The organism is Pseudomonas sp. S5F11 (assembly GCF_019641515.1).
GTDB classification, from domain to species: domain Bacteria; phylum Pseudomonadota; class Gammaproteobacteria; order Pseudomonadales; family Pseudomonadaceae; genus Aquipseudomonas; species Aquipseudomonas rhodesiae.
On sequence record NZ_JAIFJZ010000002.1, the window covers coordinates 15,266 to 29,554 of the forward strand.

The 14,289-nt window shown below is 55.1% G+C and carries 25 protein-coding genes; all 25 read left to right on the forward strand.

Annotation, left to right across the window (positions count from 1 at the left end):
- Positions 1 to 237: 237 nt before the first annotated feature.
- A complete protein-coding gene (locus K1567_RS26985) occupies positions 238 to 1,008 on the forward strand; it encodes a hypothetical protein (RefSeq protein WP_220699144.1) in 771 nt (256 codons plus the stop codon).
- A gap of 708 nt (positions 1,009 to 1,716) precedes the next feature.
- Positions 1,717 to 2,151, forward strand: a complete 435-nt coding sequence (locus K1567_RS26990; protein WP_220699075.1) for a LexA family transcriptional regulator — start codon at positions 1,717 to 1,719, stop codon at positions 2,149 to 2,151.
- Complete coding sequence (umuC, locus tag K1567_RS26995; RefSeq protein WP_310794511.1) at positions 2,148 to 3,446, forward strand: translesion error-prone DNA polymerase V subunit UmuC; 1,299 nt, start codon at positions 2,148 to 2,150, stop codon at positions 3,444 to 3,446. Before K1567_RS26990 ends, umuC begins: the two co-directional genes overlap by 4 nt.
- A gap of 28 nt (positions 3,447 to 3,474) precedes the next feature.
- On the forward strand, positions 3,475 to 4,110 hold the full coding sequence (locus tag K1567_RS27000; RefSeq protein WP_220699076.1) for an SOS response-associated peptidase: 636 nt from the start codon (positions 3,475 to 3,477) through the stop codon (positions 4,108 to 4,110).
- A 54-nt stretch (positions 4,111 to 4,164) separates the two neighbouring features.
- Complete coding sequence (locus tag K1567_RS27005) at positions 4,165 to 4,362, forward strand: hypothetical protein (RefSeq protein WP_220699077.1); 198 nt, start codon at positions 4,165 to 4,167, stop codon at positions 4,360 to 4,362.
- A gap of 103 nt (positions 4,363 to 4,465) precedes the next feature.
- Entirely contained in the window at positions 4,466 to 4,705 is a 240-nt protein-coding gene (locus K1567_RS27010; RefSeq protein ID WP_220699078.1) for a hypothetical protein, read from the forward strand.
- A gap of 156 nt (positions 4,706 to 4,861) precedes the next feature.
- Positions 4,862 to 5,134 (forward strand): hypothetical protein, encoded by a 273-nt coding sequence (locus tag K1567_RS27725; protein WP_310794512.1) that lies wholly within the window; start codon positions 4,862 to 4,864, stop codon positions 5,132 to 5,134.
- A gap of 30 nt (positions 5,135 to 5,164) precedes the next feature.
- Entirely contained in the window at positions 5,165 to 5,452 is a 288-nt protein-coding gene (locus K1567_RS27020; protein ID WP_220699079.1) for a hypothetical protein, read from the forward strand.
- Between the two features lie 51 nt (positions 5,453 to 5,503).
- A complete protein-coding gene (locus K1567_RS27025; protein WP_220699080.1) occupies positions 5,504 to 5,701 on the forward strand; it encodes a hypothetical protein in 198 nt (65 codons plus the stop codon).
- Between the two features lie 94 nt (positions 5,702 to 5,795).
- The gene (locus tag K1567_RS27730) at positions 5,796 to 6,236 is read left to right on the forward strand and encodes a hypothetical protein (RefSeq protein WP_259445122.1); all 441 of its coding nucleotides are present in this window, start codon (positions 5,796 to 5,798) and stop codon (positions 6,234 to 6,236) included.
- A complete protein-coding gene (locus K1567_RS27035; RefSeq protein ID WP_220699081.1) occupies positions 6,233 to 6,463 on the forward strand; it encodes a hypothetical protein in 231 nt (76 codons plus the stop codon). Before K1567_RS27730 ends, K1567_RS27035 begins: the two co-directional genes overlap by 4 nt.
- 10 nt (positions 6,464 to 6,473) lie before the next feature.
- On the forward strand, positions 6,474 to 6,728 hold the full coding sequence (locus K1567_RS27040) for a hypothetical protein (protein WP_220699082.1): 255 nt from the start codon (positions 6,474 to 6,476) through the stop codon (positions 6,726 to 6,728).
- 100 nt (positions 6,729 to 6,828) lie between these two features.
- The gene (locus K1567_RS27045; RefSeq protein ID WP_220699083.1) at positions 6,829 to 7,551 is read left to right on the forward strand and encodes a hypothetical protein; all 723 of its coding nucleotides are present in this window, start codon (positions 6,829 to 6,831) and stop codon (positions 7,549 to 7,551) included.
- Between the two features lie 14 nt (positions 7,552 to 7,565).
- Complete coding sequence (locus tag K1567_RS27050; protein WP_220699084.1) at positions 7,566 to 7,928, forward strand: hypothetical protein; 363 nt, start codon at positions 7,566 to 7,568, stop codon at positions 7,926 to 7,928.
- Positions 7,928 to 8,149, forward strand: a complete 222-nt coding sequence (locus tag K1567_RS27055; RefSeq protein WP_220699085.1) for a hypothetical protein — start codon at positions 7,928 to 7,930, stop codon at positions 8,147 to 8,149. The genes K1567_RS27050 and K1567_RS27055 overlap by 1 nt, the downstream gene beginning before the upstream one ends.
- A 156-nt stretch (positions 8,150 to 8,305) precedes the next feature.
- Entirely contained in the window at positions 8,306 to 8,923 is a 618-nt protein-coding gene (locus K1567_RS27060) for a hypothetical protein (protein WP_220699086.1), read from the forward strand.
- 18 nt (positions 8,924 to 8,941) lie between these two features.
- Positions 8,942 to 9,196, forward strand: a complete 255-nt coding sequence (locus K1567_RS27065) for a hypothetical protein (protein ID WP_220699087.1) — start codon at positions 8,942 to 8,944, stop codon at positions 9,194 to 9,196.
- Positions 9,197 to 9,297: 101 nt separating this feature from the next.
- On the forward strand, positions 9,298 to 9,516 hold the full coding sequence (locus K1567_RS27070; RefSeq protein ID WP_220699088.1) for a hypothetical protein: 219 nt from the start codon (positions 9,298 to 9,300) through the stop codon (positions 9,514 to 9,516).
- A 141-nt stretch (positions 9,517 to 9,657) separates the two neighbouring features.
- Positions 9,658 to 10,095 carry a hypothetical protein gene (locus K1567_RS27075; protein ID WP_220699089.1) on the forward strand — a complete coding sequence of 146 codons (438 nt, stop codon included), beginning with the start codon at positions 9,658 to 9,660 and terminating at the stop codon, positions 10,093 to 10,095.
- An 81-nt stretch (positions 10,096 to 10,176) separates the two neighbouring features.
- Positions 10,177 to 10,332, forward strand: a complete 156-nt coding sequence (locus K1567_RS27080) for a hypothetical protein (RefSeq protein WP_220699090.1) — start codon at positions 10,177 to 10,179, stop codon at positions 10,330 to 10,332.
- Positions 10,333 to 10,366: 34 nt separating this feature from the next.
- On the forward strand, positions 10,367 to 10,669 hold the full coding sequence (locus K1567_RS27085) for a hypothetical protein (protein WP_220699091.1): 303 nt from the start codon (positions 10,367 to 10,369) through the stop codon (positions 10,667 to 10,669).
- A 44-nt stretch (positions 10,670 to 10,713) separates the two neighbouring features.
- On the forward strand, positions 10,714 to 11,367 hold the full coding sequence (locus K1567_RS27090; RefSeq protein ID WP_220699092.1) for a hypothetical protein: 654 nt from the start codon (positions 10,714 to 10,716) through the stop codon (positions 11,365 to 11,367).
- A gap of 67 nt (positions 11,368 to 11,434) precedes the next feature.
- The gene (locus K1567_RS27095) at positions 11,435 to 11,722 is read left to right on the forward strand and encodes a hypothetical protein (protein ID WP_220699093.1); all 288 of its coding nucleotides are present in this window, start codon (positions 11,435 to 11,437) and stop codon (positions 11,720 to 11,722) included.
- A gap of 111 nt (positions 11,723 to 11,833) precedes the next feature.
- Positions 11,834 to 12,217, forward strand: coding sequence for a hypothetical protein (locus K1567_RS27100; RefSeq protein WP_220699094.1), 384 nt, complete (start codon positions 11,834 to 11,836; stop codon positions 12,215 to 12,217).
- Positions 12,218 to 12,306: 89 nt separating this feature from the next.
- Positions 12,307 to 14,208, forward strand: a complete 1,902-nt coding sequence (locus tag K1567_RS27105) for an acyltransferase family protein (protein WP_220699095.1) — start codon at positions 12,307 to 12,309, stop codon at positions 14,206 to 14,208.
- Positions 14,209 to 14,289: the final 81 nt, after the last annotated feature.

The following is a 14,289-nucleotide window of genomic DNA, read 5'->3' on the forward strand; positions in this document are numbered from 1 at the left end:
ATGTCAACAAAATTAGCTTGCCGCCGAACGGCGCATACAAATGGATATGATTTCTACGATCGAAGGTGCCCAGGACATTCACAGCACCTCTGTTGTACCCCCTTATTTCCTCTCTTACGTTGCGGTCGTAGCCTCTGGTGTTCTATGCCTAGGCGGTGCTGCATGAAACGCCACCTAACTGCGGTTAAACTACCCGCTTCTAATCCTCATGCTGCTTTACGCCACCCGGCACGGACTATGCCGCCGTCTTATGCGGCCCCCCGGCGATTGTCCGAACAGCAGCTGAAAAACCCCCTTATTCGATCAGCCTTTGAGCGGCTGGGTAATCTGGTTCAGAACCGAGGCCGCTACTTACGTCGCCTTGATCGCGTCAATGGCGATCGCCGCACACGCGTTGAGGTGTTTATGGCGTTCCAAAAATCTGCAGAGCAGATCCTCGTGCGTTATGACCTGGCCACCGGCGTGCTGGGCTACCTGGATGAGAATAGCGGACGCTACGTGCTCAACACGCAGCGCCGGATTGCTGAAGACTCCCCCATCTCCGCGCCGGTCCTATGTCGACTGTTTAAAACCCTCGACGCCGCCGGCTACGTTTATCGGCGCATCGAGCGTGTACGCCTGGAAGAGAAGGACGAAAACGGCCTGAACCTGGTGCGCACACGCGTGCTCGTGCGCTTTACCAAGCTGTTTTGGAAGGACCTGGGCCTGCTGCACGTGCATGAGCGCGTGCAGGCATCGGCGCGTAAGCGACGCAAGGTGCAACTGGCGAACGTTGGCCAGAAGCGTATGGAGGCTATAGCGCGTTATTCCCAGGCTCAGCACCGACGTGAGGTGTCCCGTGCGCGCTGGCAGGCTAAGGAAAATCCTGACTCACTCTTTCATGAGAAAAAGCCCTCCCTGCGTGAGAGGGCTGCAGAGCGGCCGCCGTCGCAGTCAGCGACACGTGTTAGCGAGCGTTTGAGTCAACTGTTGGACAGCGTGGCCAACAAGGCTGGCCAGCGCGGGTAATTTAAGCCGCACAGGCATCTATCGAGTTTTTTTGCATCCGCTCACGCGGAGGCATTGTCACGCCTGCGATTTGTGCGGGTTAGCCGGTACCGACCAGGTGAGGCCAGGAGGTGGATGGAAAACGCATTTTGGTGGGCATTGCCGGCACCATCTTGGGGTGAAAGAAGGTTCTGGCCGTAAGGCTTAGAAATAAATGGAATTTTATACCCCCTTCAGTAACCCCCAAGGGTAAAAAACAGGGCTTTTCGAGGTGTACCACCTCTTGAGTAATGCCCGCGCACTGTCGTGCCTATGGCACGGCGCGGTTACAGCATGGGGCCAGGCCCCAAACCCCGGCAGGAGCCTGCGGCCCCTGCACCCGCAACCAATAAAGCAAACCCCACTACCGTGTGTATGCCTGTCTAAGCGGCCCAGGGCGATGAAACTGCCCTGCCCTGGCCTTCGGCCACCCTGCGGGCGCTAAGACCCGGATAAATCGCCCCAGGACGGCAAGCCGCCCTGCGCCTCAACCGGGTGCGTGTGCGCACAGGCTGCAACAAGATAGCCTAAACACTACTGCCGCCATGTGCCTTCGGTGAAGGCATGCATTTTGAGGTATGAGCCCGACGTGGCAACCTCGGTGAGCAGCATTTGGTCGGCTCAAATTGACGTGCAATCAGCGGCAACGTTAACTGTCTATCCATACAGCTATTTGTTCAGGCCAGGTTTATGAGCGTGACCCTTCTTGGTCCCATTGCCAGCGGTGGTGTATCACTTCCGCTGTATTCCTCCCAGGTGTCTGCCGGTTTTCCATCGCCGGCAGCGGACCACCTTGAAAAATTGATATCGCTCGATGAGCTGTTCGAAATCCGAGCCCCCCACATTTACCTGGCCAAGATCCAAGGCGACAGCATGCAAGGCGCCGGCATTTTCAGCGGGGACTTGGTGATTGTCGATCGAAGCAAGACCGCGAGGCACGGCGATATCGTCATTGCGGCGCTCAATGCCGAATGTGTATGCAAGCGTTTGCATCACCGAGATGGGCAAGTGGTGTTGATGGCCGAAAATCCAAAATTTCCACCCAGATACGTGATGGAAGGTGACGATCTGGTGATTTGGGGGGTGGTCAATTACAGCGTGCGTGACCACGAGCGCTCGACATGAACATGAAAAGTGCGCTCAATCTCGGTGCCCCGGTATTTGCCCTTGCGGACTGCAACAGCTTTTACGCCAGTTGTGAGCGCGTTTTCCGACCGGATCTGGCTGGCACGCCTATCGTCGTACTCTCTAACAACGACGGGAATGTTATCGCACGCAGTTACGACGCCAAACCATTCGTCAAAATGGGGGCACCGTATTTTCAGATCAAGGACACCTTGCGCCGGCATGGCATATTGGCTTTCAGTAGCAATTACGCGTTGTATGGTCAAATGTCAGAACGGGTCATGACCCTAATAGAATCAATGGTTTGCGATTCAGAAATTTACAGCATTGATGAAATATTTTGTGAGCTCTCGGGCATGCCAGGCGACCTCACCGAATTCGGCCGAACCATTCGGGCCAAGGTCCTAAAACACACCGGTATTCCCGTAGGCGTGGGCATTGCCCACACCAAAACCCTCGCCAAGCTGGCGAACCACACCGCGAAGCGTCTGCAGGCGCAGACCGGCGGCGTCGTAGATCTGTGCGACCCGTTTAAGCGCGACTGGGTGCTGCGCAATACGGCTGTTGAAGAGGTGTGGGGCATTGGTAGACGGATGACGGCGCACATGCACGCCTTGGGCATTCACACAGCGATGGACCTAGCCAAGGCTGATCCGGGGTTGCTCGGCCGAAAATTCAGCGTCGTGCTGGAGAAGACGGTGCGTGAGCTGACCGGCACGTCGTGCCTGGCCCTGGAAGAGGCGGCGCCGGCCAAGCAGGAGATCTGTTGCAGCCGAGCGTTTGGTACCCGGCTGACCACGATGGAGCCGATCAAGGAAGCGGTGGCCACCTACGCGCAGCGCGCCTCAGAAAAACTGAGAGCCCAGCATTCTCTGTGCAAGAAGATCCGCGTGAGCATTCGCACCGGCATGTTTAACCCCGACGAGGCGCGATACGCTAACGGCGTGCTGGTGGAGCTGCCCTATCCCACCAATGACGTGCGCTTGATCACCCGCGAAGCCATCCAGGCGGTGGAACGCCTGTTCCGGCCTGGGTTCCGATACAGCAAGGCTGAGGTGTTGCTGATGGATCTGCGTCAACCAGGTGAATTTACCGATGACCTGTTTGCGCACACGCAGCCAGCCACGGCCGACAAGGTGATGAGCGTCCTGGACGAAATCAATAACCGCTGGGGTCGAGGCACGCTGCGCACGGCCGCTGTGCCGGCGGCGCCGGCCTGGGCGATGCGCCGCGAGCTGAAAAGCCCGAGCTACACCACCAGACTCGACCAGTTATGGACCGTCAACGCCAATTGAGGCGTCAGGATCTGCAAGGAGTGTGAGTATGTGCAGTCATTACGAAGCGCCTTCGCCGCAGCGAGTGGCCGAAACATTCGGCATTGAGCCTTTTGAACAAGGCAAACTGGACCTTTACCCGGGCTACAGCGGGCCGTTCATTCGGCGTGCGGAGCGCTTCGACGACGAATCGCCGGCGCCGCTGGAAGTGCTGCAAGGTGCGTTTGGGCTGATCCCGACCTGGAGCAAGGACACGAAAATCGTGCGAAGCACCTACAACTGCCGATCGGAGACGGCCAGTCAAAAACCGTCGTTCCGCACGGCTTGGCGTAACGCGCAGCACTGCATTATCCCGGCAGCAGCCATTTATGAGCCTGACTGGCGATCAGGAAAGGCGATCGCCACGCGTATTGCGCGGGCAGACGGTGAGATAATGGGTATCGCTGGCCTGTGGGAGCAGTGGCGCAATCCCGGTACCGCAGAGACTGTTCATAGCTTCACCATGCTGACCCTCAATGCGGATGATCACCCGTTTATGTGCCACTACCACAAGCCTCAGGACGAAAAGCGCATGCTGGTGATCCTGCCTCGGGGGCTGTATGGCGATTGGTTGAATGCCGGCGCCTCCGACAGCATGGAATTCATACGTCAGTACCCGGCCGACCGCCTGGAAGTCGCCATGTAGTCCTGGGCAACTGCTACGCGCTGCCCATGCGCCAATAACGACGAGAGCGATTGAATGACCAAAGAAGAACTCAGAAAACAGCTGCAGGAGCATTTTGAGCAGCACCTGCAGGTGAATCCTGACGCGGTGACGCTTTACGCGGCCGTGCCTGAACCCGAAACCAAACCTTGGAAAAAGAAACCGAGTTTGCTCGATCAGGCCTTTGCTCAAGACCTAGCGGATATTGAGAAGGAGTTGGAGGGGAAGGTCTAATTTTCCTGGATGCCCGCCGTTGCTGGTCGGCAGTTCCTGATAGAACTATTATCAGACGGCTACCAACCGCAGTTCGCGGACGGGCATACCCTGGGACATAGCCATGGGCAAAATGACAATGAAAGACGGTATCAAGCAGTACGTTCACGCAGCGCTGGATGCTAAGGACGAACTTGCAGCAAAAATGATGGAGGCAGGCGTTGACCCGAAACAAGCTCTGCTTGCCTCTACAGTCGTCACCAAAGAGAGTTCGGATGCGATGATCGACCGGCATTATCAAAATGCCAGCGCATCCGAATTCAGCACGCATCTCAGCGATGGCGTACCCCCGACACTCAATTGATGGTCTACCCCAAACTAACCCCGTTCTTCACGGGGTTTATCCCCTGCGATTTTCCGTGAACATGCCGAAAACATTGGTGTTAGGCTTCGCTGGAGGCCTACCACTAACTCTCTCAGGATCGACCTCGATCCGTGTTCAATCCTGACAAAGAGACCTATGACCGATATTCGCCGTGCAGCATCCCTTCGCCATGGCCAATTCAAACACCTCATTCGCGTTGCATCAGTTACCGGGCGAAATCCTGAGCGTGACGTGATGCTGCTATGGATCACGCACACGACCGGTATTCGTGTCACCGAGCTGGCCCAGGTCGAAATTTCAGACGTGCTTTATCCAAGTGGAGCGGTGCGACCAGAGCTGGAACATACGAAGCCATACCTGACAGCGAGTCAAGAAACCATTAGACCGGCTTACGAGCTGGCTTTATAGTTCTGTTTATCAGTACTTAGTGAGTATGCAATGACCGACTTACCCGTAAACGACCATGGCGTGCCGCTCTATCCGAAAGGGCACGCGGGCCGGCTCTTTGTGACGATGGCAGCGATAGACGCCCTGGACAACCCGACTGCGGCCAGCGTGGCTGCGCTGACGGGCTTGAGCAAAGGGAACATCGACACTTACGTTGCTGCCCTGAACAGCGAAATGGGTGCGCAGATCCTCAAAGAAGGGCCGGTCTATCGCATTGAGTCTTGGGGGCCAATCCTCAAGAAAGCAGGGGTTAAAAAGATGTTGACCGGTTCTGTTTAACAGAACTATAATTGACTCATCGAAACGAGCAACGCCCCGGAGGGCGCGACGATGAGCCTTGAATTGAAAGCCAACATTGCAACCCTGGCCGCGCTGGAAGCGTTGGATCTGATGGCGAAGAAAGCCGGAGTCGAGCCGAAGGTAATCATGGATACCGTCGTGGCCGATCCCGAGGGCAATACGGCGAGCTACTTCTGCGACCTGGTGCAGATCGCTCTGCGTGAAGTGCCGAAGCTGCTTGCAGCCTAACCTGCCCGCCCGGTTCTCCGGGGCCTTCAAGGAAAATGCCGCAATGAAGTATTTCGAGTGGGAAGGCGCAGTTACCGCGGCGGTGGCCGAGTAGATGACCATCAGTCATTCCGACGCCGCCGGCATCGTCGAGGCGCAGCCGTTGTACATGCAGCAGTCTTGGGGCAAGGGCATGGACGCGCAGCTGACCGCTGCCAAGGTAATTGAAGCCGCCCAGGAGCAAGCCGAGGAACGGGCCGTGACTCCAGCCCCCAAGCAAGAGCGCATGCTGTTCGGTGATGAGGCTGACGCGCACGCCTTTTGGAAGGACAAGGAGTTCAAGGTCTTTGCCGTGGATCTTGTCCAGGGCAATGGCAAAAAGCGGAAGGTCATTCGCACCATGTACGTGCGTGCGCGAACGGCGAAGGGAGCAGCTGAGTGCGCGAAGGAAAATGACTGGACTCCCAGGCCCAAACCCTATTACTCCCCCCGGCTTGCTGGGCCACGTGAACTGGACTGTATCACCAGCTCCACGAACAACGGAAAACAGCGATGAAGACCGGCATGAAAATTTCAGACCTCCAAGCTTGGCTTGAGGAGCAAAAAGCGTTGCATGGCGATATCGGCGTTGTCTGTATGACCGCGTTCGGCAGTGTCGCGGAGGGGGAAGCACTTACTCGCGATGAACTCGGCGTGAGTACCCCTAACATGCTTGGCCTGCTGCGCGATGGTCTGGACGAAGACAAGAAAGTCGTAGCAATCGGCTACGGCAGCGACTTCTAGGAATTCAACGATGAAATTTGTTTGGCCAAGACCCAAGAAATCCAAAGTGCTATTGGCCGCGCTTTGGGGGGCACTGTTGTTTGTGGCCATCTGCTATGGCCTGAGTTTTTTCCAGCACCTCGGCTCAATCCCGATTCCAACTGGTGGACGGCTTGACCTTGGCATGCTGGGTACAACCCCTGTGTCATTTGCTGCTATTGGCGGAGCGTTGTTGGGTGTTTTTGTCGTGTGCGCGCCCACCCCCGTAGCCGACCCAACCAATTAACGGAAATCGAACCAGGTGCACACAAGCCCCGCCTAACCCGTGGGGCCGCTGCAGTAGGAGAGGCGCAATTCTCGCGCCCAGGATCGAGCAGGAAAGAGCCATGTCTGATTCCGATTTGTTGGAAGTACAGCAACCGATCAACCCAGCTGCAGCGAGCGTCGATGTTGCATGTCCGCATTGTCACAGCATTGAAGAATTCCACGCCTCGGCCTGGAGCAAGCAGAACCAGCAAGGGCGTTTTACTTTGTCGCCGATCCACGCTTATGGCGTGACCTGCGCGGGGTGCCGCAATGATTTCTGTTTCAAGCTCACCGCTGCTGAGCATCCATGGCCATCAGGCCCTACACGCGAAGTGACGTGCCCTGCTTGCCAGCACACTGTCACAACCCAAATTTCCGTGATCCGCATGACGGATGGAGAGTGCAGGCCGGAAACCTGTGACAAGTGTGGTGCAGATTTTGAAGTGTACGCCGATGGTCGCGTGGTCAAGATCGAGTACGAGCAGCGGTCAACCGCACGTACGCCCGAGGAGATAATGAAACACTTCGAGGGGCTTGAGTTCGACCCGAATGGTGCCCGTGACTGGCCGTTCACCACCGAGGTTGAAATTCTGCTGACAGTGCCAGTGTTGCGCGTATTTGATGATGGCACCCTGCAATTCATGGACGACGATGCGGTGGAGCTGGTGTACAGCCCCCGCCTAGATCCAGAAGCCCTTGAGCGTTTTTGCGAAACGAATATCGAGACGTACCGAGCGTTTCATGAAGAATACGAAGCCGCACTTGACCGTCGCGAGTCCGTGCCAATGACGCCTTTCTGGTAACAGGGATATATCCGATGAAGACCACCATGACACCAGACCAATTCACCGCTGTTCTTGAGCGGGCCACTGAGGCAGAGCGTGAAGCGCTTGATGCGGCTCATTGGCGTTACATCAGCCTGATTGGGCTTGTTCACGATGCCGTGCCAGCAAAAGTGGTTGTTGCTGACCAGGAGGCGTTCCCGCACTTCATCAAGCAAATGGATGGACGCCCAGCCTATAGCGATGCTGACTGCACCTCGTTCATGGTCGCAGTCACCGGGCTTTCGGCAGATTTCTGTGAGGCTTGGAAGGATCACGATTTCTACGAGTTGCACGGTGAAACCGTCGAGGAAATGGCTGCCGTGAAAGTGCAGCCAGTTGAGGGAAAACATCAGTGATGACCCTATACATCCTCTCAGGCACGGTGGTGCTGTTGCTTCTGATCTGCGCCGTCTGCCTGTCCGCCGTTTGGAAAGCGGTACGACATGCTGATTACGCTGAAAAGGAACGTCACTACATTGAGAAAGCACTCAAGGCGCGTGGCCTTTGGGACGACTACCAACACGCATTGCGCGACTCCTTGGAAATTTGGGGTCGCGAGGAACAAGCCGACAAGTAGGAAAACGACCAATGAGCGTCACGGCTGATGACCTCGATTTGATGGTTGAAAAGTCAGCCGCGACTTAACGGAAAAATCGGTTTCATACCACCGGCCCGAAAGGGCCTTTTGCAGTACAGGGATGCGTTTTTCGCGCCTATTACTAAAAGGAAAATCATGAAAAGCTCAATCAATGATATGGCGTTCACTGAGCGTCGCCGCGTGCCTGTGAGGGCTTTATTAGGTGGCATTGTATTCTTGGCTATGGCCATCCAAGGGTTCCGTATGGAGTCCAATGGAATCGCTACGCTGCTACTCGTTTGTTCGTTTTGGTACTTGGGCATGGCGTGGCTGAATCGCAACGCCGGCTCCCAAACTTTGATGATCCTCAAGGACAAGGGCATCTGGTTTTTCAATGCCGATGGGTTAGTCCCCTACACATCGATTGAAGCCACAGAGGTGGAATCGTATAGCGGGATAGTTCAGATGCAACTCAATACGGTACTTCACATCACTGCCGAAAAGGCTGACACCCTGCCGAACTTTAATGACAGCCGGTTGAAGATTTTTTTCAAAATGCCAAGTGCGCGTAAGGGCAAAGGGTTTCGTAAGCACCTTGTAGTGTTCAACTATGGTGGGCTGCGCGACGAGGACGGCAAAAACGTCGACTATGACAACCTTGAGGATGAAATTGCGTACCGCATCGAAATGGCCTACCAGAAGGAAGCTGCGCAGAGCGAACCAGTTTATGTGCCCTCATCGTCAGCAAACGATGCGCTGTCGCCCGTTTGCTGAGTTGAAGGAAAATGACCTATGAGCGTCAAGGCTGAAATCGAAGCGATCATGGCATCACCGGACACCAGCGATTGGCTGAAAAATGCTCTCACGTCAGCGCTAAAGCGCGACTGCAACGACACGGTGGGGGATGCAGAATTCTTGTTCCACGTTCTTGAGCGGCATGCCATTGAGACACTGGAAGCGGCTCGCGGAACGTTGAACCTGCGCCCTGATCTTGACCAATACAGTATTGCTGACTTGGGCCTATCCGCCCAAGGCATCAGCCGATAGGAAAGCGAACCAGGTGCACCCAAGCCCCGCCGTCAAAACGTGGGGCTGGGTAGTTAGGAGAGGGTGAGATTGTCGAGCCCGCCTAGAACAAGGACATACCCATGAGCCAAACAGTGGCAGATGCACAGGCCGCGCTTGATGCAGCGAAGGCAGCTTACTTGGAAGAACTGCACCGTGACAGCGAGCGCGGCGAAGGGAGCCACAACCATGAGCGTCGTCGCGAGGAACACCAGAAAGAGCTGCAAGAAGAAGTATGGCAATGCGAGCAAGCACTGAAAGCAGCCAAGCTGCGACAAGCAGGTGCGGCCGACAGCGCGTGAGAATGGGCCTAGAATGAGCCCCGGCCTGACCAGCGCGATACCGAGGAAAAATCGCAGCATACCACCGGCCCTTGATTGGGCCTTTTGCAGTAGGAGTTGGGCACTTTGTGCCCGCTGAGTCAAGCAGCAAGAGAAGCCAAAATGACACGGATCGCTATAACACTCGCCAGTGCGCTAGCACTCACTGGCTGCGTAACCCAACTGCCCGAATCCGATTACCATCACATCGCCACGCGCGTCGCCCAAGCCAGTATCTGCAAGCGCGAGCAGTTGATGAGTGTCAACCAATTCAACCATTACGTGGTTTTTCAGACTCAGGGGTATCCCAGCCAATACCTGTACGACCAGGCAAAGCTAGGCAACATGGTCCAGGCGAGCCTGGCACAGGCCGGCGCCACCGTAGTGGGTGAAGCCGATCGCCCGGTTATGGAATTGACGTGCGCGGATCTGGCCACAGTGGCGGATCGTGTAGGGGCTAGGATGCAGCCCTCCGTCGTAGCACCCCAGAATCCGGTCTACACGCCTAAAAACACCAACTGCATCACCAATTACGGCTATACGACCTGCTCGACGTACTGAAGTCCATGAAAACGCCGCGACACCTCAAGCCACGCCAGTCGGGGCTACCCAAAACGAACCGACCTGAAAGGAATCCCCACCATGCCGAAGATCGACACCGCGCAACTCAAACCAGTCAATGACGCCGTGCAGGCGTCTCGGCTGGCGATGCAGGACGCTAATGATGAGATTGCGCGTTCTGCCGTTCTCCAAGGCCGATTCGACGCCTCGGGTGTGGAATCGCCAACCCTTAACTAAACGCATCCCATCAATAACCCAAGGAACCCCCATCATGCTGATGCAAACCCGTGAGTACCGCCCGTTCGCTTCGTTCGCCCAGGCCGCGCCTGTCAAGTTTCAGGTGTCGCCCCGGCACCTGCATGTCGACCTTGGCCAGCCGTACACCAAGCTGGCTTCGCCACTGACAGATGTGCGCTTCGAGGAAAGGACTGTGACGTTCGACAAGATTCCCGTGGTCGACGTGTTCGGTGGTACCGGCAGCGACCTGTTCTGGCAGATCACACTCAAGCCCGAGGATGCGGCCGACCTGCAGGCGACGATTGTCGAGGTGCTGGAAGCGGCCAAGTCGCTGTAAATAACCCCCTGGTTTACACCCTGCGGGTGGAATGGAAAACAGCTATGACGATCATTCGACACCCTACCAACCCTGCAATTTATGTCGGTACGCCTGAGGAGTTCGGGTTAGCTATTGAAGGTGATTTCAGCGCTGCTGGGCACTGGATTGCATCAGTGAATGGCGTTGAGCAGGATTTAATGTGTTTGGAGCCACAGCAGGCAATGCGTGAAGGGGAGCGTGTGTTTGCGTTGGCTAACGATCCCATCGCTCGGGCAAGTGCAGAATCAGCCAAGACTCATCCGCCACTTATACAGGTAGCAACCCAGGACTTGGCAGTCTTGAAACGACAGGAAAAGCTCCAGCGGTTGAACGTTGCTCTGCAAGGGCTTTGGGAAGGACTCAATATCACCCCTCGCTACGTCGAACGAGTGGAAGCCATCGACCCGCGAGACGATGAAATCCACTTCACGTTCACGTTTGAAGAGGAAGACATAGCCGATCAATTGATTCGCGCTGCACGACGAACATTGGCCAGTTTCGGGGCTGAGTATTGGCTGCCGCACTACCATCCCGGTGCAGCCCAGTTCCGCCAGGAGGAACACATGCAATTCAAGGTTCGTAAGAGCCTGATCGTGAGCCACCTGTACTGGGGCGTGTCCTTCATTCTGTGTGAACCGGAGGAAGGTTACTCGCTGGTAGAAGATCACCAACCCTGAGTTCGATGAAAACGCGGCGGATCTGCCGCCTCGGTATAGGGCGATGGAAGCGTACAAGGAGCCGCAAATGACCAAGTTTGGCGTGATTAAATGGATCGGGAAAGCTTTGATCTGCATCATTCTTCCCATCGCGTGTGCACTATTTTCTACCTTAGCCTTGCGGCATCTGCCTGGCTGGGCCTTTGGTTTGTCACTTCTGTTGCTCGTGGCTGGCTCGGTTCCTGCGGTGTTGTTCTTCAAACTGTTCCGTGAAACGGATTCTAAGGCTCCACGTAAGCGCTTTGAATTCAGCAAACAACAGGATGAATGGGATGATCTATTCAGCCCGTGGCATCGCGATGACAATCGCGACTAAATTCACAATAGAATACGCCCAGCTGCACCCTAAAGCCCTGGCCTAAAAAAACCGGGGCCGTGCCCGTAGAGGGATGTTGTTGTGGCGTCCATGTTTTAAAGGAATTAACACATGTTTAAGAAAGCCTTTGTTATCGCCGCCTTGTTTGTAGCGGTATCCGGCTGTGCGCAAATTGCGAACGTAAGCGCGCCGCTTGATTACACTACCGGTGTGAACGTCAGTCCTGCTCAAATGGCTACATTCACTGACAAAAAAACTACGAAAAACGACGTGATTAGCGTTCTTGGTCAACCAGGTAATAAGTCTGAGGTTGCGGGCACTGAAATCTGGAGCTACGGATATACCTTTATCCCTGGAGTCCCATTCACCAGCAAAAAAAACGTCAGCGAAACCACTGTATTTGAATTCGATAAGCGAGGCGTACTCGCTAAACACTACAAGACCGCAAGCAATACTCAAAACAGCAACCCATTGCTAAACGCCGCCGGTTTGTGACGGAGACACAAAAGCAAGTAATAGCCCCCTAGCAGCCCATCAGGGCTGCATTGGAAATGCGTTGCAGCTACTACCCTAAGGAAATGTACATGCAGTTTCGCAACAACATAAACGCGCTCCGGGCTTTGGCCGTTATAGCGGTGGTCATGTTTCACTTCAAGATTGAGAGTTTCAGGGGCGGATTTACCGGTGTTGATGTCTTTTTTGTGATTTCCGGGTTTCTGATGACCGGCATTATTTTCAGCGGTTTGCGCGAGGGTAACTTTTCATTACTGAGTTTCTATGCATCCAGGGCACGGAGGATAATTCCGGCGCTGGTTGTGCTGTGCGTAGCCCTGATGGTGTTCGGTTTTGTGTACTTAGCGCTGGATGACTACCGTGAAATGCTACGCACCGTTAAAAGTAGCTTGGTGTTCTGGTCGAATTTCATGTTCGCCAAGGGCGGCAGTTACTTTGACGCGCCTCTGCACGAAAACTGGTTGCTTCACACCTGGTCTCTTTCCGTCGAGTGGCAGTTTTACCTACTGTACCCGGTCGTTGTGATGGGTTTGTACAAGTACTTGGGCGACACGCGTACCCGGCTAGCCTTAGTCATCATAGGCGCCTGTTCATTGGCTGCCTCGGTCGTAGTCACATCTAGTCATCCAGTATTTGCGTTCTATATGTTGCCAACCCGGGCCTGGGAAATGATCGCCGGCGGATTGGTTTTCCTCTTTCCTTTGGCGCTGTCACGCGGAGCCAAAATAGCATTTGAAGTGCTTGGTTTGGCGTTGGTAATGACCGGCGTGTATTTTTTTTCCGAACACGATTACTGGCCTGGCTACCTGGCCGCTCTTCCTGTAATCGGCACTGCATTGGTGATTTACGCAAACACCAATTCTCTGTTCAGTTCTAACCGCGCGTTGCAATTCACCGGAAAAATCTCCTACTCGGTCTATCTGTGGCACTGGCCGATTGTCGTGTTCCTCTACACCTGTGGGCTATTGGACAGCACAGTCCATGTGGCTTTGGCAATTCTGCTGTCCTTTGCACTTGGCGCCCTGTCGTTCTACGCGGTCGAAGCTCGCACAACTAAATCAGCCAAAGCGAACAATACGATATTCAAATACGCCGGCAGCGGACTTGCCGTGGTGGCGGTCGCTGCTATCACTGCGTCAGTGGTCAAGGATCATCCGCAAGTGCGTTTTGCCTTTGTCGACCAGGGCCAGCCGGCTTACTCCAGCAAGCTTTACAATCAGGAGTGTTTTCCGAACGATTTCGGCGCCTCCGACTGCAAGCTTGGGTCAGGGAATGTGTCTGTGATCCTGTTTGGTGACAGCCATGCCCAATCAACTGCTGCAGCCGTACAATTGGACAACAAAGGTGCGGCGCTGTCTTGGGCGCGCGGTGGCTGCCCCACCTTGTTGGATTTTCAGATGCAAGACAAAGATCTAGAGAGCAAATGCCACAGCTTCAACCAGGTCAAGTTGGCGGCTTTGAAAGAGTCTTACCAGGGAATACCTGTTGTGCTTTTTAGTCGCGCCGCGCTTTACTCAGATCACAGTCGAGATAATGGCTTTCGGGTGTATTTCAACGGGGATAAGTATCAGCGTGAGAAGGATTTTGCTGAGTCGTTCAAGGCTGAATACGCCAAAACCGTTTGTGCCATTGCAGAGCAGCATCCTGTGTACATTGTACGACCAATTCCTGAAATGCCGTTCAGCGTGTACAAGGGGCTCAACCTGCAGTCACGGATCCTTGGCAGCAAGTCAGATATAACAGTGCCGCTGGCCACCTACGAACAGCGTAACCGATTGGCGAATGCCGCTATCGATTCTGCCGTTGCCCAATGCCACGCCAAAGCCGTGGATCCTGTGCCCTACCTTTGCCCGGATGGGCAGTGCATGGGCTCCAAAGGTGGCGTGCCGCTTTACTTCGATGACAATCACCTGGTCGACGCCGGTAACGAGTTGCTACGGGGGTTGTTCAAACCGGTGTTCAATGCGATCTGATGCTATTGACCCCGCTACCCATAATAGGGGCGCGGGGGACGGCCCTAGTCGGACCACTAAATCTGATATACTGATACGAGG

Coding starts and splice junctions, on each gene's coding strand:
- K1567_RS26985 (WP_220699144.1), top strand. CDS start 238: ATGCCGCCGTCTTATGCGGCCCCCCGGCGATTGTCCGAACAGCAGCTG.
- K1567_RS26990 (WP_220699075.1), top strand. CDS start 1,717: ATGAGCGTGACCCTTCTTGGTCCCATTGCCAGCGGTGGTGTATCACTT.
- umuC (WP_310794511.1), top strand. CDS start 2,148: ATGAACATGAAAAGTGCGCTCAATCTCGGTGCCCCGGTATTTGCCCTT.
- K1567_RS27000 (WP_220699076.1), top strand. CDS start 3,475: ATGTGCAGTCATTACGAAGCGCCTTCGCCGCAGCGAGTGGCCGAAACA.
- K1567_RS27005 (WP_220699077.1), top strand. CDS start 4,165: ATGACCAAAGAAGAACTCAGAAAACAGCTGCAGGAGCATTTTGAGCAG.
- K1567_RS27010 (WP_220699078.1), top strand. CDS start 4,466: ATGGGCAAAATGACAATGAAAGACGGTATCAAGCAGTACGTTCACGCA.
- K1567_RS27725 (WP_310794512.1), top strand. CDS start 4,862: ATGACCGATATTCGCCGTGCAGCATCCCTTCGCCATGGCCAATTCAAA.
- K1567_RS27020 (WP_220699079.1), top strand. CDS start 5,165: ATGACCGACTTACCCGTAAACGACCATGGCGTGCCGCTCTATCCGAAA.
- K1567_RS27025 (WP_220699080.1), top strand. CDS start 5,504: ATGAGCCTTGAATTGAAAGCCAACATTGCAACCCTGGCCGCGCTGGAA.
- K1567_RS27730 (WP_259445122.1), top strand. CDS start 5,796: ATGACCATCAGTCATTCCGACGCCGCCGGCATCGTCGAGGCGCAGCCG.
- K1567_RS27035 (WP_220699081.1), top strand. CDS start 6,233: ATGAAGACCGGCATGAAAATTTCAGACCTCCAAGCTTGGCTTGAGGAG.
- K1567_RS27040 (WP_220699082.1), top strand. CDS start 6,474: ATGAAATTTGTTTGGCCAAGACCCAAGAAATCCAAAGTGCTATTGGCC.
- K1567_RS27045 (WP_220699083.1), top strand. CDS start 6,829: ATGTCTGATTCCGATTTGTTGGAAGTACAGCAACCGATCAACCCAGCT.
- K1567_RS27050 (WP_220699084.1), top strand. CDS start 7,566: ATGAAGACCACCATGACACCAGACCAATTCACCGCTGTTCTTGAGCGG.
- K1567_RS27055 (WP_220699085.1), top strand. CDS start 7,928: ATGACCCTATACATCCTCTCAGGCACGGTGGTGCTGTTGCTTCTGATC.
- K1567_RS27060 (WP_220699086.1), top strand. CDS start 8,306: ATGAAAAGCTCAATCAATGATATGGCGTTCACTGAGCGTCGCCGCGTG.
- K1567_RS27065 (WP_220699087.1), top strand. CDS start 8,942: ATGAGCGTCAAGGCTGAAATCGAAGCGATCATGGCATCACCGGACACC.
- K1567_RS27070 (WP_220699088.1), top strand. CDS start 9,298: ATGAGCCAAACAGTGGCAGATGCACAGGCCGCGCTTGATGCAGCGAAG.
- K1567_RS27075 (WP_220699089.1), top strand. CDS start 9,658: ATGACACGGATCGCTATAACACTCGCCAGTGCGCTAGCACTCACTGGC.
- K1567_RS27080 (WP_220699090.1), top strand. CDS start 10,177: ATGCCGAAGATCGACACCGCGCAACTCAAACCAGTCAATGACGCCGTG.
- K1567_RS27085 (WP_220699091.1), top strand. CDS start 10,367: ATGCTGATGCAAACCCGTGAGTACCGCCCGTTCGCTTCGTTCGCCCAG.
- K1567_RS27090 (WP_220699092.1), top strand. CDS start 10,714: ATGACGATCATTCGACACCCTACCAACCCTGCAATTTATGTCGGTACG.
- K1567_RS27095 (WP_220699093.1), top strand. CDS start 11,435: ATGACCAAGTTTGGCGTGATTAAATGGATCGGGAAAGCTTTGATCTGC.
- K1567_RS27100 (WP_220699094.1), top strand. CDS start 11,834: ATGTTTAAGAAAGCCTTTGTTATCGCCGCCTTGTTTGTAGCGGTATCC.
- K1567_RS27105 (WP_220699095.1), top strand. CDS start 12,307: ATGCAGTTTCGCAACAACATAAACGCGCTCCGGGCTTTGGCCGTTATA.